Source organism: Thermosynechococcus sp. Uc, from assembly GCF_029335995.1.
Taxonomy (GTDB): domain Bacteria; phylum Cyanobacteriota; class Cyanobacteriia; order Thermosynechococcales; family Thermosynechococcaceae; genus Thermosynechococcus.
Genome location: NZ_JARJMS020000002.1, coordinates 1 through 13008 on the forward strand (window position 1 = coordinate 1; position 13008 = coordinate 13008).

Annotated in this window: 13 protein-coding genes and 2 pseudogenes; 11 read left to right on the forward strand and 4 right to left on the reverse strand. The window is 52.8% G+C overall.

Translation table 11 applies throughout. The features are described 5' to 3' along the window. The first annotated feature begins 474 nt into the window (after positions 1-474). The 3 genes from P3X23_RS00120 (at position 475) to P3X23_RS00130 (ending at position 4579) form a co-directional block, all read left to right on the forward strand. Positions 475-1611: an ABC transporter permease gene (locus P3X23_RS00120; protein ID WP_300871872.1), complete on the forward strand. Its 1137-nt coding sequence runs from the start codon at positions 475-477 to the stop codon at positions 1609-1611. Between the two features lie 52 nt (positions 1612-1663). Continuing rightward, positions 1664-2839, forward strand: a complete 1176-nt coding sequence (locus P3X23_RS00125) for a SpoIIE family protein phosphatase (RefSeq protein ID WP_300871874.1) — start codon at positions 1664-1666, stop codon at positions 2837-2839. Positions 2840-3190: 351 nt separating this feature from the next. Next, the gene (locus tag P3X23_RS00130) at positions 3191-4579 is read left to right on the forward strand and encodes a hypothetical protein (protein ID WP_300871876.1); all 1389 of its coding nucleotides are present in this window, start codon (positions 3191-3193) and stop codon (positions 4577-4579) included. Here P3X23_RS00130 and P3X23_RS00135 read toward each other — a convergent pair. From P3X23_RS00135 to P3X23_RS00145, 3 genes are read right to left on the reverse strand one after another with little or no spacing between them, the layout of a single operon-like run. Continuing rightward, positions 4576-6198, reverse strand: coding sequence for an MBL fold metallo-hydrolase (locus P3X23_RS00135; RefSeq protein ID WP_300871878.1), 1623 nt, complete (start codon positions 6196-6198; stop codon positions 4576-4578). The genes P3X23_RS00130 and P3X23_RS00135 overlap by 4 nt on opposite strands. 32 nt (positions 6199-6230) lie before the next feature. Then, positions 6231-6365 (reverse strand): hypothetical protein, encoded by a 135-nt coding sequence (locus P3X23_RS00140; RefSeq protein WP_300871898.1) that lies wholly within the window; start codon positions 6363-6365, stop codon positions 6231-6233. A 53-nt stretch (positions 6366-6418) separates the two neighbouring features. Continuing rightward, on the reverse strand, positions 6419-7249 hold the full coding sequence (locus tag P3X23_RS00145; RefSeq protein ID WP_300871881.1) for an FAD-dependent thymidylate synthase: 831 nt from the start codon (positions 7247-7249) through the stop codon (positions 6419-6421). A 606-nt stretch (positions 7250-7855) separates the two neighbouring features. Here P3X23_RS00145 and P3X23_RS00150 point away from each other — a divergent pair. The 6 genes and pseudogenes from P3X23_RS00150 to P3X23_RS00170 all read left to right on the forward strand — a co-directional run bounded on the left by P3X23_RS00150 (position 7856) and on the right by P3X23_RS00170 (position 11384). Continuing rightward, positions 7856-8044 carry a hypothetical protein gene (locus P3X23_RS00150; RefSeq protein ID WP_300871883.1) on the forward strand — a complete coding sequence of 63 codons (189 nt, stop codon included), beginning with the start codon at positions 7856-7858 and terminating at the stop codon, positions 8042-8044. Positions 8045-8349: 305 nt separating this feature from the next. Continuing rightward, positions 8350-8619, forward strand: a complete 270-nt coding sequence (locus P3X23_RS00155) for a hypothetical protein (protein ID WP_300871885.1) — start codon at positions 8350-8352, stop codon at positions 8617-8619. Beyond that, a pseudogene (locus P3X23_RS11845) lies at positions 8601-8857 on the forward strand (RNA-guided endonuclease TnpB family protein); the annotation flags it as partial. The gene P3X23_RS00155 and the pseudogene P3X23_RS11845, both read left to right, overlap by 19 nt. Positions 8858-8943: 86 nt before the next feature. Further along, positions 8944-9654, forward strand: coding sequence for a phosphoadenosine phosphosulfate reductase (gene cysH, locus P3X23_RS00160; protein WP_300871887.1), 711 nt, complete (start codon positions 8944-8946; stop codon positions 9652-9654). A 4-nt stretch (positions 9655-9658) separates the two neighbouring features. Then, complete coding sequence (glyQ, locus tag P3X23_RS00165; RefSeq protein ID WP_300871896.1) at positions 9659-10546, forward strand: glycine--tRNA ligase subunit alpha; 888 nt, start codon at positions 9659-9661, stop codon at positions 10544-10546. A gap of 34 nt (positions 10547-10580) precedes the next feature. Then, positions 10581-11384 (forward strand): polysaccharide deacetylase family protein, encoded by an 804-nt coding sequence (locus tag P3X23_RS00170; protein WP_300871889.1) that lies wholly within the window; start codon positions 10581-10583, stop codon positions 11382-11384. Positions 11385-11421: 37 nt separating this feature from the next. On the opposite strand, the gene P3X23_RS00175 is transcribed toward P3X23_RS00170, so the two are convergent. Then, positions 11422-11922, reverse strand: a complete 501-nt coding sequence (locus P3X23_RS00175) for a hypothetical protein (RefSeq protein WP_300871891.1) — start codon at positions 11920-11922, stop codon at positions 11422-11424. Between the two features lie 103 nt (positions 11923-12025). Between P3X23_RS00175 and P3X23_RS00180 the strand changes: the two genes are divergently transcribed. Together P3X23_RS00180 and P3X23_RS00185 are read left to right on the forward strand one after the other, a co-directional pair. Then, positions 12026-12646 carry a flavin prenyltransferase UbiX gene (locus tag P3X23_RS00180; protein WP_300871892.1) on the forward strand — a complete coding sequence of 207 codons (621 nt, stop codon included), beginning with the start codon at positions 12026-12028 and terminating at the stop codon, positions 12644-12646. Then, positions 12646-13008 (forward strand): annotated as a pseudogene (locus P3X23_RS00185) (hypothetical protein); the annotation flags it as partial. The gene P3X23_RS00180 and the pseudogene P3X23_RS00185, both read left to right, overlap by 1 nt.

The following is a 13008-nucleotide window of genomic DNA, read 5'->3' on the forward strand; positions in this document are numbered from 1 at the left end:
AAGTTTAAGTAAATCAACAGACTTTTTTATTAATCAACAGTATCCTACTCGAAAATATAATATAGAGGTCTTCGAGTATTCTCTATTCAGAAAATATTATTTTATATTAAGCTTCCCCTTTGTCCAATACATACCCTATTCCTTTTAAGAATATGTTAAAAGTAAGACAGAGTAGTTGACTCTTTAATCAATTAGCTATTCATCGGGCAACCTCCATGGCCGCTCTCTTCAAATTGAGTTGGTATTAGTTTGAATTAATTAATTAGTGTAATTGTATAGTCGTACCAAATCTATTTAACAAAAAAGAAGTTTTTGTTAGTTAAGTTTTATTTATTACTTATTGATATTTGAATCAAATTTGTTTATTTTAAGGTGTTGATCAGATACGTGGTGCATCTGGACATTGCGTCTGCCAAAGTGGCTCTAGGTTATAAAAAGCTGTATAGTGGCTGTACCTTTGCGGATAACTAAGGAATGACCCCTTGGCAGACGTTACGGCGCAACCCTTTAGTCATGTTCAGTTTGGGGCTGTTGCTGACATTGTACCTGCTGGCGATCGCCGCTGATTTTGTAGCGCCCTATAGTCCCTATGCCTTTCAAGTGGATGGTGCTCTGTTACCCCCCACCCGCATTTACTGGCGCACTCGGGAGGGTCGGTGGCTAGGTCCCCACGTCTATCCCACCCGCTTGGGGCCTGTCAGTTTGGAGACGGGCAAGCGACCCCTTATTGTTGACTGGGAGGAACCTTCGCCCATTCGCCTCTTTGTCAAGGGCAGCTCCTACCGCTTCCTAGAAATTACCCTGCCCCTGCCGACGCGCTGGAGTCTCACGGATCCCCAACTTGAACCACGGACGATTTTTGCCGGGTTCTCCAGCGATCGCCATCTCTTTGGTACCGTGGGCAAGGGCTACCTGAACCTGCTAGGAACGGATGATCAAGGTCGCGATCAGTTGAGTCGGCTGCTCTTTGGTGCCCGCATTAGCCTCAGTATTGGCCTTGTGGGGGTAGCGATTGCCTTTCCCATTGGTACTCTTGTGGGTGCAATTTCTGGCTACTTTGGCGGCTGGTTAGATGCAGTCTTGATGCGTGGTGTTGAGGTACTGATGACGCTGCCGACCATCTATTTGCTAGTGGCCTTGGCGGCGGTTCTTCCTGCAGGACTCAGGAGTGGTGAGCGATTCCTGCTCATTACGGTTATTACCGCTTTTGTGAATTGGGCGGGGCTGGCACGGGTGATTCGCGGTCAAGTGCTCAGTATCAAGGAGATGGCCTTTGTTCAAGCAGCGCAGATTATGGGGGGGGGATCGCTCTACATCATTGTGCGGCATATTATTCCCCAGACAGCGACCTATGTCATTATTGCCGCAACACTCTCGATTCCCAGTTTTATTGTCGCGGAGTCGGTGCTTAGCCTGATTGGCTTAGGGATTCAGCAACCGGATCCCTCCTGGGGCAATATGCTCTCTTTGGCAACGAATGCCTCAATCTTAGTCTTGCAACCATGGTTAGTCTGGGCACCGGCCACGCTGATTGTACTGACGGTGCTGTGTTTCAACATTGTCGGCGATGGCCTACGAGATGCCCTAGATCCCAAACGAACACAAACATAGCTAAGACCCTTGGGATAAACTGAGGAGAGATTTTAAAATCAAAAATTAAGCTATGAGTGGCGATCGCCGACCCTATCAAATTCTGGTGATTGATGATGATCCCACAACTCGACTCTTGCTACAGAAAACGCTAAGGGCGCTGGGCTATCAGGTATCAGTGGCGGGGCATGGCCGCGAGGGAATTGCGATTGCCACTGCCGAGAAACCGGCTCTCATCATCTGTGACTGGATGATGCCTGAACTCGACGGCCTAGAGGTGTGCCGTCAAATTAAGCAAGATCAGGAACTCTCCCGCAGTTTTTTTGTGCTGCTGACCGCTAAGGGGGAGGTAGAGGATCGCATCCAGGGCTTGGATGCCGGTGCCGATGAATTTTTGGCAAAACCCATTGACCCCAATGAACTGCGGGCACGGATTCAGGCGGGGCTGCGTCTTTACCAACTCAACCAAGACCTGCTCAAACAAAAACAACTCCTTGAGGCTGAACTCCACGAAGCCGCTGCTTATGTGCGATCGCTCCTACCGCCACCCCAAGAAGCTCCCTGCAAAATTAACTACTACTTCTTGCCCTCCAGTCAGTTAGGTGGAGATTGCTTTGACTTTTTTTGGGTCGGCGATCGCTATCTAGTGCTCTACATTCTCGATGTTTCAGGACATGGCTTAGGCGCTGCGCTGCCTTCGGTCTCTGTCTTGAACCTGTTGCGCAGTACAACGCGGGAGCAAGCCGGTGGCAGCTTTGATTATCTACAGCCTGCCCAAGTCCTTGAAGCCCTTAACAATGGCTTCCAAATGACAGATCAGCATGAAAAGTATTTTACGATTTGGTACGGTGTGTACGATCGCCAAACGCGGCAATTGACCTATGCCAGTGGTGGACATCCGCCGGCACTCCTGCTGACCCATGATGCTGACCAATGGCAGGCTACTTGCCTCAAAACACCGGGAATTCCCATTGGCATGTTTGCCGACATGGCCTTTACCCAAGCCACTACTGAAGTGCCCAGTTCCGCGGTTCTTTACCTTTTGAGTGACGGCATTTATGAGTTTGAAACCATCGAAAATAAGGTTTGGGGACTCGAAGCCCTTACGGCGTTGCTCATTGCTGCCCACACCCAAGATTCTCTGCCCTCATTGCCCCAATTCATTTCCCAAGTGCAGACCCATGCAGCGGCTCATGCCTTTGGCAGTGATGATGTTTCATTGGTGCAAGTGGCATTTCCAGCGGCGTGACATACTCCCGATCCTCACGCTGCGCGTAGAGGGTGGGTTTCTCCAGTCTTTCCACCTTCGCATTTTATAGGGAGCCGATGCCCCCACGACCGACTGGCCAGCTATCCCAGCGTCGGCAAAACGTTCTGAAAGTTTGTCTCTAGTCACAGGCTGTGGATGAACACGATGGGAAGTCGGTGCTCTAGAATCAGTTCTATTTCATCGTCAGTGGTGAAGCGGCACATTGAGCAGCAAGACTCCCCTTGGGGAGAGCGCGGGGTTTCCCGCCGATGAACTAAATTAGCATCGAAGATTGCATAATGTAGTGTCTTCTATGCAATATCCTAGGCAGTGGCAGCGTGAAAATGAGCTATGGGCAGATGGGAGTTTTTACTGCAAAAGGAGGGCGATCGCGCCTGGTTGCCCCTAGAGCCACCCTCGGCGGAAGTTCTGGAGGGCAGTTACCGCTTGATGGCCCGTTGTCCCGTTGGCGAAACCTCTGTGGAAGTACAAATTACTCATCTTTACGAGGATCAGGGGGTGCCCAAGCAACGCTATCAACGCCGCACTCACCGCAGCAGTTCCACAGGACTCATGGGTATTTTGCCCTTTACGTATTTGCAGCCGGGGCGTTGGGAATTTCAATGCCGTGTGGCACAACAGGGGGTACTGGATTCAGAGGTGTTTGCGATCGCCCTTGATGTCCTTGCCCAGAGCGAAGAGTGGGATTTGTGTCCTGCGCCTCCAGAGCAGCCAGCTAAAGCTGCCGAACCCCCTAAACCTCAAGAACTCTCCCCTACCGCACTGCCCACAACGCTGATTGAGTTACCCCAAAGTGCCTATACAATCTTTGCCGATGAGACCCTAGTTTTAGAAGGCACCGTTGCGGTTCCAGGCAGAGTGGTGATTCGCTTACGCAATCCCGTTACCCGCGATGTCGTGCAAGAGGAATCGGTGTCGGCAATCCCCTGCGGCGGGAAATGGTCTTTTCACTGTACGCTCAAGCCCTTAGCCAATTATCCAGTCATGGTTGGGGAGGTTCGTCTCCTACCCAATGATCCCTTAGAGCACAGCGATCTCCGCCAAGTCCAAGCTTTTATGGTCACGGTGTTACCAGCACCCGAGATTCCTGCAGTCTCCGCGCCCCCCCAGGCCGCCCCACCTAAAAGTAAAACAGCCACTGGCCCGCAGTTGCCCATCTTAGGGGACACTGCTCTTGACCCTGTACCGGTAAGCGGCTTTTCCCTACCGCCCCAACTGAAGCCTGTGAAAGCACCTGTGGTGGTTGATTTGCCTAGTTTTTGTCAACCCCTGTCTGCGGTTACTGTGCCACCACCTCAGGATTTGCCCATGGATCGCCAAGAGCGATTTTGGTTGCGATTGCAACGGTTAGCGGAATTAGCGACACCCCCAGCATCCAACCATTCTGAGGGTTCCTGTCTATTGACTCCCCCCCAGCTCATGCTCTCCCCGGAGCCACTGGTATCGCCGCTGCACCTCAAGGTGAATTTGCCTGCAACACAACGGGGGTGCTCCGTTAAAGTGTGGATTACCAATGGCGAAACGGGAGAATTAATTGCGGGTCCGCGCTGGCTAGTGGAGTTTGATTTTTATCGCCATGGGGATGACTGGCAAACTGTCCTCCATATTGACGTGCCCGCTAGCGTGCATTCTATTGCCCTCATGGCGATCGCCATTGATCCAAAAACAGGTGCCGAAAGTCCGACAGTGACCCTACGGCGGCAGCTCCAAGTGACCTAGCTTTCGGGTTCGGGTTGCGTTTCTGCCCGCTCAAAGGCTGGGCAATAACCCTCTGGCGCCACTTTGAAGTTGTACAGGGCAGAAGCCTCATTCCAGCAGCGTTGACCCCGATAAAACTGGCAATTAAAACAGCTTTCCTGATCGGGGGCGATCGCAGCCGATGTCCCACCCAGCACTTCCTTAGGCGTCATACCACGAATCAGCAATTGCTCCCCCTGCCATGAAGCAAGAACAAAACCCGTATCCGCCAGCCGTCGCCAGCGCGGATCAGTGGTCACAGAGGCCGGCAGGCGAATGATTGCTTCATCGTTCCACTCGCTGACCTCGCCCTCGTAGGCCAATTGCACCAATGAGCTGGGGGTTGAAAGTGTCAGTTGGCCAATGGGAAATTGAATCGTTGAGCCACTGCTGGGGGTATGCAGATGGTAGCGGTTGCTCAATTCATGCAGACTGGCTAAATCGGCAAGGTAGTTGGGATCGCCATGGATGAGAACCACATGCTGCGGCCGAATATTGTGGATTAGTTGAGTCGTCGCAGGGCCATCCGCATGGAAGGAGAGTAAAAACGTATCCACCTCCACATTGGGTAACCCGGCCAAGTCAGGATCACCTCCCCGAAAAGGCTGACCATAGCGTAGCCGTGGATAGAGCACAAGCCAAGGCCGTCTTCCTTGAGTCACGTAGGGACGCAGGTCTTGATTTTCTTCCACAAGGACAATGGTGGGAGCCTCACCCCGAATTTGTGTCAAACTGCTCAAGGGCTGAACTTCGGGTTTGACTCGCTGATCCCAAAAGAGGGATTGGTGTTGAGCAAAGTTTTGAATGGCGGTGGGCAAATGGGGCAAAATCGTGAGGTAGGCATCACAGCCGCGAGCGATCGCCGGACCCACCCAAATCTGAATTGGCTGTCCTGTAAAAAGATGATGACTGCGCAGCAGGATGAGAATTTCTTGGGCTGTACCCAGGGGGGGGAGGGAGAGCAGGACGTTATAGCCTTGATCAACTGCGGTGCGGATGCGTTCTGCCAGTTGGTTTTCCTGTTGACGGCGGTGGGGATGACGCGCTGTGCCTAAGCTAGCCTCAATGATCAGCACATCCGGCTGCAATCCCCGCAAATCCGCTAGGGGCAATCCTTCCGTAAAGCGAGTATGGGACAGAAAAAAATCCCCCGTATAGACCACGCTTAAGGGGGGGCGTTCTGTGTTTGCCTCCTGGTATGTGAGCACAAAAACCGCTGCCCCCGGCAAATGTCCCGCTGGAAAGAGTTCTGCCGTCAGGCCATCGCCAAACTCAACGGGCGATCGCCAAGGCAAAGCGCGGCAGAAGGGGGGAACCGTTTCATCTGGCCAATTGAGGGGCAAAAGCTGGGTCGTCACCTCACTGGCATAGATGGGAATATGGGGAAAACGGCGATGCAGTGCCAACAGGCTCTGGGCATGATCCGCGTGGGCATGGCTACAGAGCACCAAATCAAAGGGATGCTGTTCAATCTCATCGAGGGGCAATGCATCAAGGGATGGCACACCACAGTCCAGCAAAATCCGATAGGTGCCAATTCCTAAGCCAATGCACACCCCCTCATCTGCGTGACCCACCCCATAGTTGAGGCACTCGATCATGAATCGTGATCAGTTACCCTCCCTAGTTAGGTTTAGTGAGCAGAACCGTTGCCGTGGTACTGATCAGTGTCGTAGAAACCGTTGCGGGTGCCAAAGACCAAACACAGCACAATAAACACTGGCGTAATAGCCAGCAAAACGGGTTTCACGTTAATGGCAACGTCCATAGCTGCGCTCCTCGCTGTAGTCAACTGAATAAATAAATAGCCTCTTCTGCTACTCAGTGTATCGTGGATGATTCGCGGGGATTCGCTGATTTTCTCTCCTCAAAGTAACGCAGTTGTCGCCAACCCACAAAATTGGCATAGGGCTGGCGATCGCCCATACATTCAGCCACGTGCTCCAAGGGAGACAAGTGCTTGGGGTCTGCTCCCGCCAAGCGTTGATAAAGTGCTAAATCAGAGGCGGGGTCACTGCGTTGGCCATCCCGCAGATAGTAAGACACCCGTGCACAGCGAGCCACCGACATATACTTGCACTCTTCTAAGCTGTATTGTTCACGCTCATGGGCATCAATATACGGGAGGTGCCACTCCCCCACAGCCACAGGAGTCGGTTCATGGGTTTCCAGCAAGTGCTGAATTAACTTAGCCAAGGCTTGCATTTCCGGCTGGGCATCGGGGTGGTTGCGCAGGCGCAAAAAGTTTTCCCACTCAGTGCTACTTACCACTGTTTGCATCCACATCCAGGGCTCTAGCAGGCGGTTGACTACCTGCTTGTGGATCCCTAACTCATGGAGTTGCCGCGCCCCCTCAAGAACCGCGAGGCGAGTTTTTAACCAGATTTCCTTGGCCGCCTCCTTGTGTTCGCTCTCTTGGCGCGCCTGCATCCCCGGTTGGTTTTGCCCCCAATGGTAGGGAATGACCGGATTCTCCGCCACTTGCGCCATCATTTTTGTTACTGGCACTGCCCGCGAACTGGCGGAATTACGGGAAAACACTCGATGGGTGAGGAGTTCGCTGTGAATAAAACGGGGATATGTCAGTTGCAGTGTAACCAAGCGCACCCCTGCTGGTGAAATTGAATCGGCAATTACACGCCCGTCTTGCATCTTTTCTCTTTTGAATCTCTGCTTTTTCTAGGCTAATGCAAGGGAAAGGCTGCCCACTCAAATTTAGACGCCCTTGACCCCCTAGACTGTGGCACACTGAAGCTAGACTGCTACCAAGAAAGTGCACAAAAGTGTGCCCCCTTCTCTTCCTGCCCCGAACGCATTCGTATCTGATAGTTACTAGAAGCAGACTACAATCTGCTTCTGGTAAATTGTCAGCTTGTGGGTAAAACCCTCTCGGATATTGGCAATACGGGCATGGAGTCTAGCCAATGTGGCAGAGGATGTTTGCCGGTTGCGCGAAACCGCTAGCTGTGTTCCTGCGTGGCGCTGAAAATCCGCGAATCGCTTGGCTACTTTGAGTTTGCAACTGAAGGCTGCTCTACCCTATCGTACACGATTGTCAATACTAGAGTTTGTCTCCTCTGGATCGCCTTGGGAACTTGAAAGCACGCATTGAAGAAAGCCTTCCCTACATTAGCCTGACCAGTGAAGCGGCTCGCCGTGAACTGCTCATTGCGCCTGTCTTCTTAAGATGTACGCATCGAGTCTCTCTTCATCATCAGTGACCAACTTAAAGGTTCCCTCAATTACTACCTTTACTCTGTGGCCAAGCTGCTGGTGGTTGAAGCCCAAAATGCCGACTTTGCCAAGGGCTTTACTCAACTGGCCGTTGAACTCATGGCCCTCGAGAGTCCACAGCCCATCCTACAAGGGGCGGTTTCCCCAGGGGATATTGGGCAATTTAGCCTGCTGCACCGAGAGCACAAGCAAATTCAGCAAGACCTAAACTGATACCGTGTTCCCGTCATCTTGAGACTCTGATGCGGATTCTCGTTGAGATTTTAGAGCTGAGTTAATTTTTATTCCTGTAATAACACTTGCAGTCCTGCCAACTCCCACTCATGATTCGGGCAAGGGAGTACCCTAGATCGGGTGCCAAAAGTCTGAAGGGAAGTCTCAACCTCCTAATAACTCCAACAATCCTGAGCAGTAAGCAGGCGATCGCAGACACTTAACAGCTGAAGAAGTCACTCTCCATTGGGGGGATGAGCCAAAGTTTGCCTTTTTGTTTGTCTGTAGCGAGTGACGGGAAGGCCATGTCGCTCTCCCTTTTACCTGTCCTACTGACTGCCGGCCTTGCGGGTCAAATCAGCCACTTTTTGGATGAGCGTAAGGTGGGTGTCATTTTAGCGAATCGGCGGCAAGCCCCGCGCGGGGAATCTTGCTGCTCAATGTGTGGCTTGGACCGCTCCGCCACTGGCGATGAAGTAGGACTCATCCCAAAGCAGCGACTGCCCATAGAACTTGTTCACCCGCAGCCTGCAACTCAAGACAGACTTCAGCAGGTTTTGCCGACGCTGGGATAGCTGGGTTCCTTAACGAAATCCTTCCGTACAAAGCTGCAAAAGCTGGGCGGTTGGTCGTGAAGGTCAGCCCTGCTGGTACGTCATAGGGAATTTGCCTGAACCAAGAGCCGCAAGCATGATCCAACCGTCGAGATGTGAACTCTGGAGGGCTTATCAAACAGGGGGTCTGGGGCATCGGCTCACTATAAAACGCGAAGGTGGAAAGACTGGAGAAGCTCGCCCTCTACGCGCAGCGTGAGAGTCGGGAGTATGTCACTTAAGTAAGGGGGCGATCGCGATTTGGTAAGCTAAAGAATACTCTCTAAAACTGTGCAAACACCACCTATGGCTCCATCCCTAAGTTTTGACCTCGATGCCCTCAACCAGCGCTTTGAAGGGGCACATCCCCGCGAAATCTTGGCGTGGGCAGTGGCTGAAATTCCCCAAGGGCTAGTGCAGACCAGTGCCTTCAATGTTGATGATATGGTGATTACGGATCTGCTCTACCGCGATCTGCGCCCCCATCCTCCTGTGCCCATTCTCTTTTTGGATACACTGCACCACTTTCCAGAGACCCTTGAATTTGTTCAGCAGGCCAAGGGAAAATACGGTCTTGATTTGCGCACCTACAAAACCCCCGATGTGGACAGCCGCGAGGCCTTTGCTGAGCGCTATGGCGACAAGCTTTGGAAAACGAATGTTGAGCAGTTTCACCATCTCACCAAAATTGAACCACTGCAACGAGGCTTAGCAGAGCTCAATACCGTAGCTTGGATTACGGGACGGCGTCGCGATCAAGCCGTCACCCGCGCCAATATGCCCTATGTGGAATTGGACAAAGAGGGGCGTCTGAAAATTAATCCTCTCGCTGCTTGGACACGCAAACAAACTTGGGCCTACGTGATGGAGCACGGGGTAATTTACAATCCCCTCTACGATCGGGGCTATGCCAGCATTGGTGATGAACCCCTCACTACCCCTGTGGCTGAAGGGGAAGATGAACGGGCGGGTCGCTGGCGCGGCATGGGCAAAACTGAGTGCGGCATTCACATCTAAGCTCATGTACTTTCAGGATGTTATTGCAACGCTGCACCAATTTTGGTCGGCTCAGGGATGCCTGATTGCCCAGCCCTACGACGTGGAAAAAGGCGCCGGCACTAAAAGCCCCCATACCTTTTTGCGTGCCCTTGGCCCTGAACCTTGGGCAGTGGCTTATGTCGAACCCTGTCGGCGACCGGGGGATGGCCGCTATGGTGAGAATCCCAACCGCTACCAGTACTACTACCAGTACCAAGTGCTGATTAAGCCTTCTCCCGACAATATCCAAGAGATCTATTTAGAGTCGCTGCGCGCCCTTGGCATTCGTCCCCAAGAGCACGATATTCGCTTTGTCGAAGACAACTGGGAGGATGCCGCCGTTGGCGCGTGGGGGGTGGGCTGGGAGGTCTGGCTCGATGGTATGGAGGTAACGCAGTTTACCTATTTCCAGCAGTGCGGGGGTCTTGACTGTCGGCCGGTGTCCATTGAAATTACCTACGGCTTGGAGCGGTTGACAATGTACCTGCAAGAGGTGGATGCGATCGCCAATATCCGCTGGAACTCCACCCTTACCTATGGCGATGTCCATCTCCAAGGGGAAATTGAGCAATCCACGTACAATTTTGAGGCCTCTGACCCGGAACGATTGTTTACCCTTTTTAGTCTCTACCAGCAGGAGGCGGAGCAACTTCTAGAAAAGCAGTTGGTTTTGCCCAGCTTAGACTACGTGCTCAAGTGTTCCCACACGTTTAACCTGCTGGATGCCCGTGGTGTGATTTCGGTGGCAGAGCGCACCCGCTACATTAGTCGCATTCGCGGATTAGCACGGCGAGTCGCCCAAGCCTATGTCCAGCAGCGGGAAGCTCTGGGATTTCCACTGCTAAAGGAGCCAACACCGATCGCTCCTTAAGTCACGATTAATCAAGATCAACAGAGGAAAATAAATGGGACGGCAGTGGCACCTGTGGGGAGTTACTGTTTTGTTGCTAGCGACAGCAGCGACGGCAGCAGATGTGCCACGCTTTGTTAGTCCCAGAAAGTTTTGGGGGCAGTTAGTCTATCAGGTCAAACCACTGAAGCCCGAAAAAGTGGTGGCCCTAACCTTTGATGATGGGCCGTGGGGCAGCTCAACCCGCCAAGTTCTGCAAATTCTCAAGGAAGAGGATGTCAAGGCCACATTTTTTGTTCTTGGCAAGCACGCCCTCATGTACCCCGATGTCATTGTTGACATTGTCAAGGCAGGTCATGCCGTTGGCAACCACAGTTGGAGTCATCCCTACAAAGCCGTTGCTGCGGAGGTAGCCAAACAGGAAATTGAAAACACCTCTGCGCTGATTGCCAAGCAAAGCCAAGCGCAAACGCGCCTCTTCCGCCCACCGGGGGGCAATTTGACCACAGGGCTGGTGGATTATGCCAAGTCCAAAAACTATGCCATTATCATGTGGTCAGTGGATACCCATGACACTCGACCCAACACCACAGCAGCGGATATTGTTGAGCGCACCCTCAGGGAAGTCAAAGCGGGCAGTATTATTTTGCTCCACGATGGCGGTGGCGATCGCACCACTACCCGCAAAGCCCTCCCCACCCTGATTCGTCGCCTGCGGCAAAAGGGTTATCGTTTTGTCACTGTGCCAGAACTGCTGCACCTAGCGGTCAAAGCACCCACCCCGCAACCCAGTTTAAGCCCAGTTCCCCTACCCACTCCAGAAAGTTTGCCCAGTCCTGAGTCAGTGCCTACCCCTTAGTGAACCGCAATTTAAGCTCACCGCGTATGCCGCCTCACTAAGGCTCTAGGGGAAATTCGCTAATCTGTGGCGTCGAAGTCCCGTTGAGGGTTGCCCCCAACTGATGGAGAGGTTCATAGACGGGTTCCAAACTGGCTTGGGTGTGGGCGATCGCCCGCAGCAGTTCAGCCGTGAGATACTCCAAGGGATGGGGAGGGGGCGGCTGGCGGCGGCGATATTTGGGAGTCGGCACAAACTCACTGGCCACAGCCTGAAGCTGGTAGGCCACTGCCTTGACCTTGGCAAGACAGATTAGGGTTTCCTCTAGGTGGTGGGCAATTTGCTGGTGCTGGGTCTGTAGTTGTTGCCACTGTTCGGGGGCGATCGCTACTGGTTGCAGATCAAGGGGAGTCAAATCCCGAAAAAGTGCTTCTATATCTAGTGTTTCATTACTCACGAGTCCCTCCAACAAGGCCGTGTCAAATAGTTCCCCGAGCACTTCGGGAGACACAGCTACCCACTCACTGGGGGCAAAAAATGCAGGATCAGGGGGAGTCATGGACATTTACCAAGTCGCATTGGGTGGGATTACAGAACATGAAAAAGGGGCTGTCACTCTAACTTTGTTAACCTTATAACGGTTTTGTTTGGTGATTGTGGTTGTGACCTCCTCTTCTCTACCGATTGTTTTGGGTATAACAGGTGCATCTGGTCTCATTTACGCCGTGCGCGCCATTAAATTTCTATTACAAGCGGACTATCCAATTCAATTAGTGGCATCGAAAGCCGTACATCAAGTATGGCAGGCAGAATATGGCCTTACCCTGCCGATCCAGCCCGACAAGCAGGCACTGTTTTGGCGCGAACAGGCGCAAGTCTGGAAGGGTTCCCTCACCTGTCACCGGCCCACAGATGTGTCGGCCGCGATCGCCAGCGGCTCTTTTCGCACCTTGGGCATGGTGATTCTCCCCTGTAGTATGAGCACCGTTGCTAAGTTGGCTGCTGGCTTGAGTTCAGATCTCCTAGAGCGGGTGGCCGATGTCCACCTCAAGGAACACCGTCCCTTGGTGCTAGTGCCTCGCGAAACACCTTTTAGTCTCATTCACCTGCAAAACCTCACCCAATTGGCGATGGCGGGGGCGCGCATTGTGCCAGCCATCCCTGCGTGGTATCACCGTCCCCAAACGATTGAGGACTTAGTGGATTTTGTAATCGCCCGTGCCTTTGATCAGTTAGGGTTGGATTGTGTGCCTTTGCAACGCTGGCAAGGACCCTTTTCCTAATGCGCACTTGGATTTATTTGGCGGCGATCGCCCTACTCACGATACTCGTTGTTCAAAATTGGGAACCGGTCATTTCTCTCCGCTTTCTAGGACAGCAAACACCGCCGCTCCCCCTTGCCACTTGGATTGTGGTGGCAGCCCTCTCTGGGATCGTTGCCGGCCAGTGTTTACTCTGGCTCAGCGCAGAAGCTCCAGTGGTTCCGGCAAGTGCGCGATCAGAACCCCTTGAAGCAGACCCCGCGATGCGTCCGCCGGAGGATGAACCAGAGATTGATACCAGCGATATTGAGGATTGGTTTAGTGAGCCAGAGCCAACCCTCCGCGAGCCAGAGATTCAAGATCGCCCCCGCACCACCTACTCG